This window comes from Brucella sp. TWI559 (genome assembly GCF_039674265.1).
GTDB classification, from domain to species: domain Bacteria; phylum Pseudomonadota; class Alphaproteobacteria; order Rhizobiales; family Rhizobiaceae; genus Brucella; species Brucella chromiisoli.
The window spans coordinates 66,902-83,288 of record NZ_JBDJNE010000006.1; the positions used below are offsets into that span (position 1 = coordinate 66,902).

Below are 16,387 nucleotides of genomic sequence, written 5' to 3' on the forward strand. Positions count from 1 at the left end.
GATAAAGACCGCGTGATTCAGCATTTGTTTCATGCGGCGCGCATTAAGCATTTTATCGGAGCGTCGTTTGGGCCGCATATTCGTCATCGTTGGTGGGCTGCTGGTGCTGCTTTTGACAGCAGCGCTGGTCGTGCCGCCATTTGTCGACTGGAGCGGCTATCGTGCCGAATTTGAACGTGAGGCGAGCCAGATTCTCGGTCGCCCGGTTCATGTGGCTGGCGATGTCAGTGCACGGCTTCTGCCCTTTCCATCGGTGGCTTTTTCTGATGTGCGTGTGGGTGCAGATAGCGCGCATCCGGTCATGACGGTCGATACGTTTTCGATGGATGCGGAGTTGATGCCGTTTCTGCGCGGCGAGCTTTTGATTTTCGATATGCGGGTTGACCGCCCCAATGTTAACATTTCGCTGGATAAGGCCGGTAAGGTTGACTGGGCGATCCGTCCTTCAACGCCGATTGATCCGTCGAAAATCAAGATCGAGCGGCTTTCGGTCGCTGACGGTACTGCGACGCTGACTGACAGAGCAAGCGGTCGTTCTTATGCGGCAACTGCAATCAATGCTGTGCTGTCGGCCAATACTCTCGCGGGGCCGTGGCAGGCGACGGGTTCGCTTTTCATTGAAGGTCAGAAGTTCGCACTTGATCTTAACAGCGGTGAAGCAAAGCCAGAGGGTTCCTTGCGCCTGCGTGCGCGGATTTCTCCTGAAGCCATGCCGGCATCGTTTGAAACGGATGGCGACATCACGCTTGATGAGGGTCGGCTGAACTATGCCGGCAATTTTTCGTTGCGTTCTGCCGATGCGGTTTCTCCAACTGGTCAAAATCAGAAACTTGCCACTGAGAAGCCGTTTTTCAGTGACCTGCGCGTAAGCGGTAAGTTTGATGCTGATCGAAGCCGTTTTGATGCCAGCGAATTTCGTATGGAGCAGGGGCCTGCCGATAATCCATATGTAGTGAATGGCAAGGCTTTGATCGATTATGGTGATAAGCCGCATTTTGAAATTAGCGCTGATGGGCAGCAGATTTTCTGGGGGCCGGTTGAGACGACGGTCGATCAGCTGGCTGCGCCTGTTCCGGTGAATGAACGGCTGGCTCTGGTGCGGCGCGTGCTTGAGCAACTGCCTATTCCCGGAATGCCGGGCAATGTCGATTTGCGCCTGCCAGCAGTGATTGCCGGCGGCACCACGATTCGTTCGGTCATGATCAGTGCGGAGCCTGATGGCAATCGCTGGAATATTCGGCAGTTTGCGGCTGATCTGCCGGGCCGGACAAAGGTTGAAGCCAAGGGCAAGCTCTCGGTCGGGCGGGATTTCGGTTTTGAGGGTGATATGCTTGTGGCATCGCGTCAGCCCTCCGGGCTTGCTTCCTGGCTCAACGAAACGGTTGATGAATCGATCCGTAAACTTGATAGCGTCGGGTTCTCCGGCAAGGTCAATCTGCGCGAAGGTGTGCAGAGCATTGACGATCTTGAGATCGGCATGGGAAAAACCGCGCTTAAAGGTAGTTTCCTGCGGCAGGTTATCGGCTCGGCAGATCCCGCGATTACGCTTCGCCTTGATGGCGGTGCGGTAGACAGCAACGCATTACGTGCATTTATCGGGTTTTTCTCAAGCGGACAGGGCATGGCTTCCCTTCGTGGCCAAGCGCTTGATATTACGTTTAAAGCAGGTCCGGTTCAGTATGAGGACATGGAGGCAGGTGCCGTCGATCTTGCGGTTCGTGTTCATAATGGTCGCTTTGATTTTGACCGGCTGCTGATCAGTGATGTTGCGGGCACAACCCTGACGGCCACCGGCTCCTATGAACCGTTTGCCACCGCACCTTCAGGTACGCTTGATGCGACTTTGCTTTCTGCTGATTTGTCGCATTTTCTGACATTGGCCGCGCATCGTCACCCGCAAATCCCACTTTTACGATCACTTTCCGCACGTGCTGACAACTATCCGGGGCTGTTTGATGATACGCAGATAAATATCATCGCCAATGCCGTTGCGGCTCCAAGCGGCGATGGTGCGCCAGTGCCTGCAACAGGCAAGGATAAGGGCGCGCGCACCAAAGAAACGCCCACGAAAGCACCCGCGAAGGGCGGTGAAGCCTCATTTAGTGTGACCGGCAAAGCGGGTGGGATGAAACTTGATCTCTCCGGTACAACGAGCGGCGGCAGTTCCGAGAGCGATCCGATGCAGATGCAGTTGAACGGAACGGCCTCATCGCAAAATGGCGAAACCGTTCTTGCTTTGCTTGGCGTGCCATCATTGCCGCTTGGGCTGGCGGGCGAACTCACCGCTGATCTGACGATGCAGGGCGCGCCAAGTGCCGGCATGCGCACGCAACTCAAATTGACTGCGCCCGACGGAACAGCGCTCGCCGATGGTATTCTGTCGCTGGTTGGCGGAGATATTGCTGCAAGCGGCAAGGCCAGTATAAAATCGGCCGATCTGCAGCCATTCATTGCGACGGCAGGCTATACATTGCCGGGATTTGGCGAAGGCTTGTCTGCTGATCTGTCCAGCGATTTCCAGTTTGCCAAAGGCTTGTTACGGTTTCCGAACTTTGCCGGTAAGCTCGGCGGAGACGATGTGAGCGCACGGCTCGAAGCCAATTTTGCCGATAGCGGATTGCCGCAAATCAAGGGCGAGGCCAAGCTTGCTTCGCTCGATTTGGACAGTCTGGCTGCCATTATGCTTGGGCAGGACGCATTGGAGCCTTCGCGGAACAGCAAGAAGTCCATCTGGCCAATGGGTAGTTTTTCGGTGCGCCCGTCGCTGCCGCTGCTTCTGGATATGAAGTTAAATGTTGCGCAGGCTGAAATGGGCAGTTTCGGTACCATTTCTGATTTTTCCACGCGGCTCCAGAAGGGTATGGATCAGCTTAGTCTCAATGAGCTGACGGGAAACTGGGCAGGCGGCTATCTGGTGGGCAATGTCTCATTGCGCAACAATGACAAGGCTGCATTGCTGAATTCTGACCTCAAATGGAGCGGGGCGGACCTCGTCAATATTTATCGGCCTGAGAGCGGCGCTCCTTTTGCGGGCGGAATGAAGGCCGCCATGACGTTGAACGGCAGCGGTTCCAGCATGGCCGAACTTGTTGCCTCTCTGACTGGATCTGGCAGTGTTGATGTTGAGAATTTCGTCATCAATGGCGTTGATCCCACAGCCTTTCCAGAAATGCTCAAGGCTGCTGACACGATTGCAGACAAGCCATCAGGCGGCGCCCAGGTGGATGCAAAGCAATTCGTTTCCATTGCCGAGGCTGCATCTGGAAAGGGACGTTTTGCAGCAGGAAACAGCAAGATCGACTTCTCCATTGCAGGCGGTATCGTGCGGGTGGGACCCATCAATCTAAGAAGCGGTGATACGCTTTTTGCCGGCGATATGCAGATTGATCTTTCGACATTGGGCCTAAGCGGCAATGGCAGCTTTGCTTTCGATGGTGCCAACGGTACGGATACCGCCGGTGCGGCCAGTCTGCGATATGTTGTTGGTGGAACTTACGATGATCCGTCAGTCAGCATTGACCGTCAGCCGCTCGTGCAGTTTCTGACACAGCGCGCGCTTGAGCGTGAACAGGAACGGGTCGAGGCGATGCAGGCCAGCATTATGGAAAAGCAGCGTTTGCGGCGGCAACTGGACCTCTTTTTGTCGGACGCGCAGGAACGTGAGCGCTTGCGGTTGCAGGAAGAAGCGCGGCTTAAGGCAGAAGCGCAGGCGCGGGAACAGGCCGCCAGAGAGGCTCTAGAGGCGCAAAAGCCTGATGTGGAAAGCGCGCCGCCTGCGAATTTGAACGGGCAGGGTGGCCAGTCACTGAACGAGTTTTTGAAAGATCTGGAACAATCACGCGCAGCAAGACCCAAGCTTTAGAGCATTTCCAGAAAAAGTGCGAAGCGGTTTTGCGATGCAAGGTTCGGTTATTCTCATCGATGTCACGAACCAAAATATAGCAGTCCACACGTCCTAGGTGGTTCGTTTTGATTTCAGCCAGTCGAGCACGCTGAGACGCAAGGCCGATGAAAGGTTGATTGTGCGGTCACGCTGTCCATCGATTTCAGCAATCAATGCTGCCATGGACAATTCTCGTTGCTGCGCGATTTCTTCAAGAATTTCGAAGAATGGCTCTTCAAGCGTGTAGCTGGTGGCATGGCCACGAATGTTCACTGAACGCTTCCGCAGACGCGATGACGGATTCACGTCTCATCGTCCGGCTTGTTGCTTTGCTCAAGCTTGTTGTTTACGAGAAAATGCTCAGACTTGCGGGCTTCTTGCCGCGCAAAGTCCTTCTCGACCTTGGTGCGCCCAAAGAGGATGCGGTTCTCCTCTGCCTGCTTTTCTTTGGATGTGCGTGCCTTGTTCTTTCTGAACTGACGCAGGTTGACGATCTCGCTCATGAATGGTTGCCGTGTTGCAAGCTTTCGAAGTCTAGATAACTCTACTTGTCTGGAGATTTGGGATTGGTCAAAAACCATATGATCAGCGAGAGTATTATCAGCAGAACCAGACCGAACGTCATCTGCCAGAGCGGGAAATTTGGTGCATCTTTTGCAACAAATATGCCTGCGATAATTCCGCTAAACCATAAGACCAACTGAGCAACAAAACGTAGCATGATAGAGCCAATCCAGATGTGTCACGTCGAGAAAATATTACGGTAAACATTACTCTTCATGCATTGATCAAAGTCAACTGAGATGTTTAGAGCATTTCCTGTTTTGATTGCACCATTGAAAATGCTCTATCTTGCTGAATTGACTTGGCTAAAACAAAATGCCGGTAGAAATGTTTCATCTACCGGCGCAAAAGATTTAAACGATGGGAACCATTATTTTTTTCGGAAGGAATCAAGCGACACGACATCGGCGGACGGCTTTGGTTCCGTATCGTCGCCATCGGCGTCCTCTTTATTCTTTGCAGCCGATTCCGCCTTTTCAGCAGCCGTTTTGCGCGGCTTTGACTTAGGCTTTTTGGCCGGTGTCTCTTCGGCAGAAATCAGTTCTATCGAAGAGATATTGCTGCCTTCGTCATTGTCACTCGTCGGCTGCACAACGGACACATCGAATTCCAGTTCGAAATTGACCGATGGATCGTAGAAGCCGCGAATGGCAGAGAAGGGAATTGTCAGCTTTTCAGGAACGTCGCCAAAGGACAGGCCAATTTCGAACAGCTGGTCTGTAACCAGCATATCCCAGAATTGGTGCTGCAATACCACCGTCATCTGCTCAGGATATTTCTCCTTGAGGCGCGATGAAATTCGTACACCAGGCGCTCCGGTGAGGAACGTGATGAAGAAGTGGTGGTTTCCCGGCAAGCCAGTCGTCGCCACTTCCGCAAGAACCTTGCGAATGACGCCGCGGAGGGCTTCCTGAGCTAAAATATCGTAACGGATCAGGTCCTGTACCATAGTTTGCTTATCCCACGGATTCGCAGGTTGATGTCAAGTTTGTTCTCGAGAGAATTTAAAATTATCTCAGGAAAAAGCTCAACCTTTGCGCTGGCGCCCTACCAAGAACAATCAAAGCGTGAATTTCAAACGTTCGGCCTGGAAATTATGCGCGTTTGCCAAAGGCCATCAGAAATGTCCTGACGCCATTGATCGAGCTTTTCTCGATGATGGAATCGTCGACACTTTGTCCTGTCAGAAGATGGTAGTGAATATCGGCATTGATCAGCGCCAGATAATGACAGGCCGCAAGGTCCGGGTCCTGGATTTCCAAATCGCCAGCAAGGGCGAGGCGTGCAAGATGCGCTGCAATAGCGGGGACCGCCTGTGCTGGGCCTTTGTTGCTACAGACATTGGCGTGCAGAGGAAGAGCATCTTCATCGGATTGGAACAGCTTGCGCAGGAAGGCCGTGGACGAATCATGCACGCAGTTGCGGCTCATCCGGATAGAAAAGGCGATCAGGTCTTCTTCAAGATTTTCGCTGGACTGCGGAAATGTTGCAAGCACGGCGAAAAGGCTGGACGTCATTCTGTCAAAAGCATCATCAACAACGGCGGCAAGCAGCGCTTCCTTGTCGCGATAGTGATTATAGATCGTCTGGCGGGAAACGCCTGCTTCGCTTGCAATCAGATCGATGCTCGCGCCCTGAAAGCCATCGCGATAAAAAACGCGCGCTGCGGCACACAGAATGAAGTCGCGCTTCATGCATTGTCCCGGTTTCACGGACGCAGGATTGCCACCCTTTGAAAGGGCGGACTGCCGGTCGGACAAAATTGCTATATCGAGCATGTCAGTAGGTTTCATATTCATAACATAAGATGACTTGACGCGTTGGACAATGGTGTCTAATTTTACAGTTGTGTCAAATCGGTTTTGACATTCTGTCCATTATGAGGGCTGCTGCACTATTTACAAGGGCTACGATAGGGCGCCTGGGGGCGGAACTATCGTGGGAATGATTGAGATTATGCAGCATTAACATGTGGATAGAGATTCTTTTGCGATATTTGGACCCTGGTCTTTCCATCCTCCCAAGCGGTGCCGCGGGCCAAGGGGGTTCAAAATCGCAGAAGATAGCTCACGAAACATTGATGAAAGTGCTCCCCCGATGCGTTCAGGTTCCCGCTCAGGCTCTCCTTCCGGCTTGATGACTTCCGGTCTTTTTCGCAATGCGCTCATTCTTGGTCTGTTGTCGGCGATCGGCCCGTTTGCCATCGATATGTATCTGCCTGCCTTGCCTATGATTGCAACGGATCTGCATGCTGAGACGAGTGCTGTGCAGATGAGTCTGCTGGCATTTTTCATTGCTTTGGCGCTTGCACAGCTTTTCGTGGGGCCACTGTCAGATATGGTCGGGCGGAAGCTGCCGCTTTATGGTGGGCTTATCCTTTTTGCCATCGGCAGTGTCGGATCAGCACTGGCAACCGATATCGATATTCTGGTGCTGTTTCGTTTTATTCAGGGGATGGGTGCTGCGGCAAGCAGTGTGATTCCGCGGGCCATCGTGCGTGATCTTCACACTGGTGTGGATGCGGCGCGGCTTATGTCGCTTTTGATGCTCGTGTTTTCGATTTCGCCGATTCTTGCACCGTTAAGCGGTTCAGTGCTGATCGATTTCTTTGGCTGGCGTGGTGTTTTCTGGGCAGTGCTGGTGGCCGCAATTGTCGGTGTTGTGCTGATCGCAACATCACTTCAGGAGACGCGGTGCAGCGAGGCTCGGCTTGAAAGCAATATCAGCAGTGCACTGGCGGGTTATGGTCGGTTGCTGAAGGATCGCTATTTTATGGGGCTTGCCTGTATTGGCGGCTTCGGCGTTGCTTCGTTCTTCGTTTATCTGGCGAATTCATCGTTTATTATGATCGATCATTATGGCCTCAGCCCGAGCCAGTATGCGATTGCGTTTTCGATAAATGCGGTGTCGTTCTTCAGTGTGTCGCAGCTTAATGGCTGGCTTGGTTCGCGGTATGGGTTGCGGCGCGTAATGCGCGTTGCTGTATCGGGCTTTGCGGCTGTCATGCTGACCATGTTTCTGGCTGTTTTGATGGGGCATAATTCCCTGTGGCTGATCGCGAGCTTCTTGTTCGTGGGCTATGGCTTTTTGGGGTTGGTGATTCCCACCACAGCGGTGCTCGCGCTGGATGATCACGGAGACATTGCCGGAACGGCATCTGCTCTTCTCGGCACGCTGCATTTTGTCATTGGCGGTATTGCGATCGCGATCACCGGTGCGTTTTTTGACGGATCGGCACGGCCGATGATCGGTGGAATTGCGATATGTGCGCTGATGGCATTCCTGCTTGCGCTGATTGTGTTTGCACGCAAATCAGAGCCCGGCACGCAAGTCGCAGCTATCTAATCAAGCAGTGAAGGGAAAGTGGAGGCTTCTGTTGCCAGGTGCCTCCGAACCCCGCCTCAAGGTGCTAACCAGAAGGACTTAGAGTGGGTTTCCCGCACCGCGATTAAGCAGCGAGAGCGTAACCCTGAGCTTTGTTGTCATTTGCAACTACTCAATTGACCCGATAACGGTGGTATCATGCCGAGCAAAAGAGCGATCTTTACACCCTTGTCGATCCTATTTCGCCCCCGCCACAGCGCAACGCGCCTTTAATGCTTCTTGCGTTGTGGTGGAGGCGCCGGGTACCGCCCCCGGGTCCAATAGGTTTATTACATCGTCCGTTTATCACCATAGTCAGCTTGCGCTGACATCCTGTATATAGGCGTCCTTTTCTCCGATTGAAAGAGGGTAGTTGTTATTTAACAGGTTGTTGCCCGTCTTCCGACTTCGCTTTTTGCGTTCATTTTCATTGACAGGCAGGGCAGGCTGGTCAATCCTCAACACACTATCGGTGCATGCCGGAAATAGGATTGCGATCGTCCGGCTGTAGCGGAGGTTTAACCGGGGCTAAAACCAATCGAAGGAGAGTGGATAGATGAGTGACTATATCGCGGATGTCCGTCGCTATGATGCTGGCGCTGATGAAGCCGTTGTCGAGAAGATCGTAAAGCATCTTGGCATTGCCCTGCGCAATCGTGATTCCTCCCTCGTTTCGGCAACTGACCCTGAAGAAATGAAGCGTGTTCGCGATAGCTGGGTGCACAAGAAGCTTGGTGTCGCTGACGAGGCAAAAGCTGTCGAAGTCGTCGATCATGTCGCAGAAGTCATGAAGGGCGATCGTAACAAGCATCGCGTTACCTTTTATTATCTGGTTGCCAAACAGCTGGGTAAGCTTGGCGATCTTTAATTTCAGTCCACAGGCAAATCGAAACCCCGGTGTCATAACGCCGGGGTTTTTCCTATATTGGGCTTTGACGAATCGACCCGGAAAGTATCCCCTATGCGCACCTATCTCGACCTACTCCAGCATGTGCTTGATAATGGCGCTGACCGTGGCGATCGGACCGGGACAGGCACGCGCTCAGTGTTTGGCTATCAGATGCGGTTTAATCTGGCCGAGGGATTTCCGGTTCTGACCACCAAAAAGCTGCATCTTCGCTCCATCATTCATGAGCTGCTGTGGTTCCTTAAAGGTGATACCAATATCGCCTATCTCAAGGAAAATGGCGTTTCGATCTGGGATGAATGGGCGGATGAGAAGGGCGATCTTGGTCCGGTCTATGGTTATCAGTGGCGTTCATGGCCTGCGCCAGATGGCCGCCATATTGACCAGATCGCGAATCTTCTCAAAATGTTGCGTGAAAATCCTAACTCAAGACGTTTGATTGTTTCGGCGTGGAATCCGGCGCTGGTCGATGAAATGGCCTTGCCGCCATGCCATTGCCTGTTTCAGTTCTATGTTTCAGATGGCAAACTTTCCTGTCAGCTCTATCAGCGCTCGGCGGATATTTTTCTGGGCGTTCCATTCAATATCGCCTCTTATGCGCTTTTGACGATGATGATTGCGCAGGTTGCCGGGCTTGAGCCGGGTGATTTTGTGCACACGCTCGGGGACGCGCATCTCTACTCCAATCATTTTGAGCAGGCACGTCTGCAACTGACCCGCACGCCAAAATCATTGCCGACCATGCGTATTAATCCCGATATGAAGGATCTGTTTGCTTTCCGCTTCGAGGATTTTGAGCTTATCGGTTATGAAGCCGATCCAACGATCAAAGCGCCGATTGCGGTGTAAGATATGCATAATCAGAAGCCGTTTTTATCGATTGTCGTGGCTGCATCCGAAAATGGTGTGATTGGCCGCGACAATGACATGCCGTGGAAGCTTTCGACCGATCTCAAACGCTTTAAGGCGCTGACGCTTGGAAAGCCTGTGATTATGGGGCGCCGGACATGGGAGTCCATTGGTCGCCCATTGCCGGGGCGTCCCAACATCGTGATAACGCGCGATGCAGCTTTTCATGCGGAAGGTGCGCAGATTATCGGCTCGCTTGAGGATGCAATCGCTCTGGGGCAAAGGCTTGCGACTGAGCTTGGCGTGGGTGAAGTCTGCATTATTGGGGGTGGCAAGATTTATGCGCAGGCGCTACCGTTCGCCGACAAAGTGTATTTGACACAGGTTCTCGCCACCATTGATGGCGATACTTATTTTCCTGAAATCGATTCGCAAATCTGGCGCGCCGTTTCGAGCGAAGATGTGCCTCAAGGAGAAAAAGACAGCCATCCGACGCGCTATATTCAGTACGAACGCTATAATGCGTAAATTATAACGCAGGAAATTGGCTGCCTTACGTTGAAAGCGGCCCTCGCGATGCCTATAAAACGGTAACATTATTTGATGACAGGAAGTTGAATAGACTTTCAGTCTCCCGGACGAGAGGTGAGGATGCCCTGGAGTAATCAGAACGGCGGCGGTGGCCCATGGGGTGGCGGCGGCGATAACAATAATAATAACGGTTCCAATAATGGCGGCCCGTGGGGTCAAGGACCCAAAGGCCCGCGTGGTGGCGGACCCAACACACCGCCTGATCTCGAGGATATTCTGCGCAAAGGCCAGGATCGCCTGAAAAAGGTTTTCCCCGGTAGCGGTGGCGGTGGTGGAAAAGGCAACAGCAATCGCCCGTTCTATTATCTGATTGGTGCGGCTGTTCTTGGTTTCTGGCTGTTTCAGTCTGTTTACACCGTCCAGCCGGATGAGCTTGCGGTTGAACTGGTCTTTGGTAAGCCAAAGGCAGAAGTTTCCGAACCGGGCCTGCATTTCCTTTTCTGGCCGGTTGAAACCGTTGAAAAGGCGCAGATCGTCGAAAAGCAGATCAATATTGGTGGGCAGGGGTCGCGTACTGCTACGCAAGGCCTGATGCTGACTGGCGATCAGAACATCGTCAATGTTCAGTTCTCCGTGCTGTATCGTGTTTCGAATCCACGTGATTATCTGTTTAATGTCGAAAACCCGGATGCCATGGTGCAGCAGGTTTCCGAGAGTGCGATCCGCGAAATCGTCGGCCGCAGACCGGCTCAGGATGTTTTCCGTGACAACCGTGCCGAAATTGCGCAGAGCGTTCGTGAAATCATTCAGTCCACACTTGATCGTTACAATGCCGGTATTCAGATCAATGCCGTTTCCATTGAGGATGCAGCTCCGCCGCGTGAAGTGGCTGATGCGTTCGATGAAGTGCAGCGTGCCGAGCAGGATGAAGATCGCTTCGTAGAAGAATCCAATCAATACTCAAACCAGCGGCTTGGTCAGGCACGTGGTCAGGCAGCGCAGCTTCGCGAAGAGGCCGCTGCATATAAAAACCGCGTTGTTCAGGATGCCACCGGTGAAGCGCAGCGCTTCAATTCGGTTGTCGCTGAATATAAGAATGCGCCCGAAGTAACGCGTAATCGTTTGTTCCTCGAAACTATGGAAGAGGTGCTGGCCGGCACCAAGAAGGTTATCGTGGAAGCGGGTAAGGATGTTGTTCCATACCTTCCATTAAGTGAACTTATGCGCCAGCAGCCGCGTTCAGGTGCTGCCGATGCAACGACGAATAGCGGAGGTAACTGATCATGGCCAATAACAGGCTTCCGTTTATTGTCGGTATCATCGCCGTACTGGCTTTCGTTCTTTATTCCTCGGTTTTCATCGTCAATGAACGTCAGCAGGCAATCGTCCTGCGCTTTGGTCAGATTGTCGACGTGAAAACCGAACCGGGTATCTATTTCAAAATGCCGTTTGGTTTCATGGATGCGGACTCGGTTCAGCTGATCGATGATCGCCTTTTGCGCTTTGACCTTGATGACATTCGTGTTCAGGTTTCTGGCGGTAAGTTCTACGACGTGGATGCTTTCCTCGTTTATCGCATCACTGATCCGAGCAAGTTCCGTGAAACGGTCTCCGGTTCCACGATCCTTGCTGAGCAGCGTCTGCGCACGCGTCTTGATGCTGCATTGCGCGGCGTCTACGGTCAGCGTGGCTTCGAGGCAGCGCTTTCGGAAGAGCGTGGTGAAATGATGCGTGAAGTTGCCAACCAGCTTCGTTCTGATGCGAATTCGCTTGGTATCACCATTGAAGACGTTCGCATTCGCCGCACGGATCTGACAGCAGAAGTATCGCAGCAGACCTATGAGCGCATGAAAGCCGAGCGTCTTGCTGAAGCTGAGCGTTTGCGCGCGCGTGGTCGTGAAGCGGCACAGCGTATCCGTGCTATTGCAGATCGTCAGGTTGTCGAAACGCTTGCTGAAGCGCGTAAGGAATCGGAAATCCTTCGTGGTGAAGGCGATGCTGAGCGCAGTGCGATCTTCGCAGAAGCGGCCAAGAAAGATCCGGGCTTTTACGCTTTCTATCGTTCGATGGCGGCGTATCGCAAAGCACTCGAAACACCGGATACAACGCTGGTCATTTCACCGGATTCGGAGTTCTTTAGGTTCTTCCGTGATGCCGGTGGTCAATTACCGACACCGTCAAAGTAAGAGAGACTATCGCATATGAGCGATTTTCTGGCCGCCGTAGGACTTCTCTTCGTCTTCGAAGGGCTGCTCTACGGCGGCTTTCCATTTTTTGCAAAAAGACTTGCGCGTGATGCGTCTGAGGCGCCTGAAAGCATGTTGCGCATTGCCGGGCTTTGCGCGCTTGCAATTGGTGTGTTCATTGTCTGGCTTGTCAGGGGATAAGCCAGTTCAAACGCTATATTTCTGATCTCTACCCTATGCGGGGCCGTAAACAGGCCGTAATTTGCAGCGATCTAATCTATTCGATTTCTTACCGCAGACAGAAACGGAGCAGAGCTTCATGGCAATTGCACCCAAGGCGAGTTTTACTCGCACTCTTCTGGCAACCGCCGCTCTTGGAGCGATGAGTTTTACGGGGACAGTTGCAATTGGCGCCACGCCTTCGTTCGCCCAGCAAACTGCACCGATCCGGCAGGGCCCCGGCTCTGTGGCTGATTTGGCCGAAGGGCTATTGGATGCGGTGGTAAATATTTCGACATCGCAGACCGTCAAGGACGATGGCGAGGAAGACGGCGGCGTGCCGATGCCGCAGGTGCCGGAAGGCTCCCCATTTGAGGATCTCTTCAAAGATTTTTTCAATGACAAGGATGGCGGCAAGAATAGCGATTCACGCAAAGTGCAGTCGCTGGGTTCCGGCTTTGTGATTGATGCCAAACAAGGTTACATCGTCACCAACAACCATGTCATCGCCGATGCTGATGAGATCGAAGTCAATTTCGTTGACGGTTCCAAGCTGAAAGCGGAACTGGTTGGCAAGGACACAAAGACCGATCTTGCGGTGCTGAAAGTTGATCCGACGAAACATAAGCTCAAGGCCGTTGAGTTTGGCAACTCGGAAAAAGCACGCATTGGCGATTGGGTTCTGGCGATTGGCAATCCATTTGGTCTTGGTGGTACGGTGACAGCCGGTATTATTTCCGCGCGCAAACGCGACATTCAGTCCGGCCCCTATGATGATTTCATTCAGACCGATGCTGCAATCAACCGGGGTAATTCCGGTGGTCCGCTGTTCGATATGGACGGCAAGGTGATCGGCATCAATACCGCAATCTATTCACCATCGGGTGGCTCGATTGGAATTGGGTTTGCTATTCCGGCTGAAATGGCTGTTGGCGTTATCGATCAGCTCAAAGAGTTTGGCGAAGTGCGCCGTGGCTGGCTCGGTGTTCGTATCCAGCCTGTAACCGATGATGTTGCGCAGAGCCTCGGTTTGAAAGAATCTAAAGGCGCGTTGATTGCCGGTCTCGTCGAAAACTCTGGTGTTGATAACAAAGAGATTAAACCGGGTGACGTTGTTATTCGGTATGACGGCAAGCCAGTTGAGCGCGCGCGCGATCTGCCGCGACTTGTGGCCGAAAGCGCTGTCGGTGATGAAGTCGAAGTCGTTGTGGTCAGAGACGGCGAAGAGAAGACTGTAAAGGTCAAGCTCGGTCGTTTGGTTGAAGACGATAAGAGTACCGAGGACGCCACTGAAGATCAGGCACCGCCACCGGATATGGAAGACGGGGAAGCAGCACCTGATGCACCAAAGTCTGATACCCAGAAAAAAGAACAGAAGGAACAGACTGCTACGACGGCAGTCATGGGCATGAAACTTGCCGAGATCAATGATGATGTGCGTGGCGAGTTCGGCATTGCGGAAGATGTGGAAGGGGTGGCCGTGCTTTACGTAACTCCGGGTTCTGCTGCCAGCGAAAAACGTATCGAAACTGGCGATGTGATTGTTGATGTTGGGCAGGTGACGGTCAAAACGCCAGCGGATGTGAAGAAGCGTATCGATGCTCTTCGTCGTGAAGGACGTAAGAATGCGCTTTTGATGTTGGCGTCACGTTCGGGCGAGCTGCGTTTTGTCACGATCCGCATCGATTAGGCTTTGATTTTACATAAAAATAAAAGGCGTCGCAGAATTTGCGACGCCTTTTTTGTTTGGTGTTTGAATCACTTGCAGGCATTGGCTCTCAATATGATTCAGAAAGGCCTCATTCCACAAAATCAGATTTTCGATAGCCCTGGATATAAAGGAGCGCGGTGAGATCACCATGATCAATGCGCACCTTCGCCTGTGCCGCGACGGCTGGCTTGGCGTGAAGTGCTACGCCTGTGCCTGCAAGTTGGATCATGCCGAGATCATTGGCGCCATCGCCGACGGCGATTGCATGCTGCGGGGTAAGGCCGAGGCGATCAGCAATTTCGACAAGCTTTTCGACTTTTGCTTCGCGGCCGAGAATAGGGTCGGAAACCGTGCCGCTCAAATGCGCGCCGTCATGAAGAAGGGTGTTGGCGCGGTCTTCATTGAAGCCGATCATTTCTGCGACGCGCTTTGTGAATGATGTGAAGCCACCAGATACAAGTGCCGTGTAAGCGCCGTGCTTGCGCATGGTGCGGACCAGTTCAACGCCGCCCGGCATCAGCGAAATGCGGGTGGAGATAACCTTGTCGATCACCGAAAGCGGCAGACCTTTGAGCAGAGCAACGCGTTCACGCAATGCTGGTTCGAATTCGATTTCACCGTTCATGGCACGGGCAGTAATCGCCGCAACATGCTCGCGCAGGCCAGCTTCTTCGGCCAGTTCATCAATGCATTCCTGCTGGATCATTGTGGAATCCATGTCGGCAATCAGAATTTTCTTGCGTCGGCTGTCCTGTTCCTGCACCACGACATCGACTGGGGCGCCATCAAGGGCGGCGCGCAATGCCTGATCTGCTTCTTCATGCCCGATTGTGGATGGAAGCGGTATGTCGCAGGCAATACCGTCTGCCAGCCAGTAAAGTCCGGTTGCATTGACTGCCGCCGAGGCTTTAATCCCCAAAGATGGAATAAGCGACGCTTTGGCCGGATTGGCAATCAGTGTAGCAATAAGGGAAGCGGATCGGGACATGAGGAACATTTCCTGCGATGAGTGAAGCGGTAAAGGGTGCAATCCTGATAGCTGGACCGACGGCCAGCGGCAAGTCGGCTCTTGCGCTTCATATGGCAAAGGAGACAGGCGGCTTTATCGTCAACACCGATTCCATGCAGGTTTATGATGTGCTCGACCTTTTGAGTGCACGTCCGCAGGCTGACGAACTGCGTGAAGCTGATCATTTTCTGTATGGCCATGTGGCTCCATCCGTTTCCTATTCGACGGGCAAATGGTTTGCCGATGTTGAAATTTTGCTGGCGCGGGATGATCTGAAAGGGCGCACACCGATTTTTGTCGGGGGTACAGGGCTTTATTTCCGCGCGCTGTTGGGCGGGCTTTCGCAGATGCCGGAAGTGGCTGTTGATGTGCGTGAGCATTGGCGCAACAAAATGAGCGAGGAGGGCGCAGAGGCCCTTCATAGATTGCTTGCAGAGCGCGACCCGGAGATTGCAGCGACGTTGCGCCCCACAGACAGCCAGCGTATTGTGCGTGCGCTGGAAGTGTTTGAGGGAACAGGCAAGTCTCTGTTGCATTGGCAGAGGAATACCGGAACGGCACTGATCGATAATGCGAGCGCGCGCAAAATCGTGTTGTTGCCGGATCGCAAATGGTTGGGCGAGCGGATTGAGCGGCGCTTCAAACTCATGTGGGATCAGGGCGCGCTCGATGAAGTCCGTGCATTAATGGCTCTGAATCTTGATCCTGCACTGCCGGCTTTAAAAGCGATCGGCGTGCGTGAGATTTCAGCATTTTTTTCTGGCGAAATACCGCGCGAAGAAGCCATAGAGCTTTCCGTTATCGCCACGCGCCAATATGCGAAACGGCAATCAACATGGTTTAGAAACCAGCTTGATGAGAGCTGGAAGAGGTATGGCTCTGCTGAAGAAGCCTTGTCAGGGCAATAATCTTATCAAGATGGCCTCTTTTATATAAGAAAATATCGTGTTTTGTGCATTTTCGCGTTGACGCCGCGATTTTCGCTGATTAGTCTCCCCGGCATGAACAGAACAGCTCTTATTCTTGTGGTACGAACGCGCATGGGCAGGATGGTGTAACCATCCGGCGAAAGCTCCCATGCGCGAAAGACAGGCTCCCTCGGGGGCCTTTTTTGTTATCTGAACATCAACGAATTGATTAAGTAAAGCAGACGGGAAGTGAAGAC

15 protein-coding genes and 1 other RNA gene are annotated in these 16,387 nt (G+C 52.9%); 10 read left to right on the forward strand and 6 right to left on the reverse strand.

Features of this window, described 5'->3' with window-relative positions; all coding sequences use genetic code 11:
• The first annotated feature begins 67 nt into the window (after positions 1 to 67).
• Positions 68 to 3,862, forward strand: a complete 3,795-nt coding sequence (locus ABE530_RS09735) for an AsmA family protein (RefSeq protein WP_499694460.1) — start codon at positions 68 to 70, stop codon at positions 3,860 to 3,862.
• Positions 3,863 to 3,955: 93 nt separating this feature from the next.
• On the opposite strand, the gene ABE530_RS09740 is transcribed toward ABE530_RS09735, so the two are convergent.
• The 4 genes from ABE530_RS09740 to ABE530_RS09755 all read right to left on the reverse strand — a co-directional run bounded on the left by ABE530_RS09740 (position 3,956) and on the right by ABE530_RS09755 (position 6,246).
• Positions 3,956 to 4,189, reverse strand: a complete 234-nt coding sequence (locus ABE530_RS09740; protein WP_265985399.1) for a ribbon-helix-helix domain-containing protein — start codon at positions 4,187 to 4,189, stop codon at positions 3,956 to 3,958.
• Positions 4,186 to 4,386 (reverse strand): DUF4169 family protein, encoded by a 201-nt coding sequence (locus ABE530_RS09745; protein WP_499694384.1) that lies wholly within the window; start codon positions 4,384 to 4,386, stop codon positions 4,186 to 4,188. The genes ABE530_RS09740 and ABE530_RS09745 overlap by 4 nt, the downstream gene beginning before the upstream one ends.
• 431 nt (positions 4,387 to 4,817) lie before the next feature.
• Complete coding sequence (locus tag ABE530_RS09750) at positions 4,818 to 5,396, reverse strand: SspB family protein (RefSeq protein WP_499694385.1); 579 nt, start codon at positions 5,394 to 5,396, stop codon at positions 4,818 to 4,820.
• Positions 5,397 to 5,541: 145 nt separating this feature from the next.
• Positions 5,542 to 6,246, reverse strand: a complete 705-nt coding sequence (locus ABE530_RS09755; RefSeq protein WP_265985395.1) for a TetR/AcrR family transcriptional regulator — start codon at positions 6,244 to 6,246, stop codon at positions 5,542 to 5,544.
• Between the two features lie 337 nt (positions 6,247 to 6,583).
• Here ABE530_RS09755 and ABE530_RS09760 point away from each other — a divergent pair, with 337 nt between their 5' ends.
• Positions 6,584 to 7,792 (forward strand): multidrug effflux MFS transporter, encoded by a 1,209-nt coding sequence (locus tag ABE530_RS09760; protein WP_499694461.1) that lies wholly within the window; start codon positions 6,584 to 6,586, stop codon positions 7,790 to 7,792.
• Between the two features lie 17 nt (positions 7,793 to 7,809).
• Here ABE530_RS09760 and ssrA read toward each other — a convergent pair.
• Positions 7,810 to 8,179, reverse strand: a transfer-messenger RNA (tmRNA) gene (gene ssrA / locus ABE530_RS09765).
• A 187-nt stretch (positions 8,180 to 8,366) separates the two neighbouring features.
• Here ssrA and ABE530_RS09770 point away from each other — a divergent pair.
• From ABE530_RS09770 to ABE530_RS09800, 7 genes are all read left to right on the forward strand, one after another.
• Positions 8,367 to 8,678 carry a DUF2853 family protein gene (locus ABE530_RS09770; protein WP_265985394.1) on the forward strand — a complete coding sequence of 104 codons (312 nt, stop codon included), beginning with the start codon at positions 8,367 to 8,369 and terminating at the stop codon, positions 8,676 to 8,678.
• A gap of 93 nt (positions 8,679 to 8,771) precedes the next feature.
• Complete coding sequence (locus tag ABE530_RS09775) at positions 8,772 to 9,566, forward strand: thymidylate synthase (protein WP_499694386.1); 795 nt, start codon at positions 8,772 to 8,774, stop codon at positions 9,564 to 9,566.
• A 3-nt stretch (positions 9,567 to 9,569) separates the two neighbouring features.
• Positions 9,570 to 10,094 (forward strand): dihydrofolate reductase, encoded by a 525-nt coding sequence (locus ABE530_RS09780; protein ID WP_499694387.1) that lies wholly within the window; start codon positions 9,570 to 9,572, stop codon positions 10,092 to 10,094.
• A gap of 123 nt (positions 10,095 to 10,217) precedes the next feature.
• Positions 10,218 to 11,378: an FtsH protease activity modulator HflK gene (hflK, locus tag ABE530_RS09785; RefSeq protein WP_265985391.1), complete on the forward strand. Its 1,161-nt coding sequence runs from the start codon at positions 10,218 to 10,220 to the stop codon at positions 11,376 to 11,378.
• 2 nt (positions 11,379 to 11,380) lie between these two features.
• Positions 11,381 to 12,283: a protease modulator HflC gene (gene hflC / locus ABE530_RS09790; RefSeq protein ID WP_265985390.1), complete on the forward strand. Its 903-nt coding sequence runs from the start codon at positions 11,381 to 11,383 to the stop codon at positions 12,281 to 12,283.
• Between the two features lie 15 nt (positions 12,284 to 12,298).
• Complete coding sequence (locus ABE530_RS09795; protein ID WP_265985389.1) at positions 12,299 to 12,484, forward strand: DUF2065 domain-containing protein; 186 nt, start codon at positions 12,299 to 12,301, stop codon at positions 12,482 to 12,484.
• Between the two features lie 118 nt (positions 12,485 to 12,602).
• The gene (locus ABE530_RS09800) at positions 12,603 to 14,192 is read left to right on the forward strand and encodes a Do family serine endopeptidase (protein ID WP_499694388.1); all 1,590 of its coding nucleotides are present in this window, start codon (positions 12,603 to 12,605) and stop codon (positions 14,190 to 14,192) included.
• A 109-nt stretch (positions 14,193 to 14,301) separates the two neighbouring features.
• Here ABE530_RS09800 and serB read toward each other — a convergent pair whose 3' ends face one another.
• On the reverse strand, positions 14,302 to 15,201 hold the full coding sequence (gene serB / locus ABE530_RS09805) for a phosphoserine phosphatase SerB (protein ID WP_499694389.1): 900 nt from the start codon (positions 15,199 to 15,201) through the stop codon (positions 14,302 to 14,304).
• Between the two features lie 17 nt (positions 15,202 to 15,218).
• Between serB and miaA the strand changes: the two genes are divergently transcribed.
• A complete protein-coding gene (gene miaA, locus ABE530_RS09810; RefSeq protein WP_499694390.1) occupies positions 15,219 to 16,130 on the forward strand; it encodes a tRNA (adenosine(37)-N6)-dimethylallyltransferase MiaA in 912 nt (303 codons plus the stop codon).
• Positions 16,131 to 16,387 lie beyond the last annotated feature (257 nt).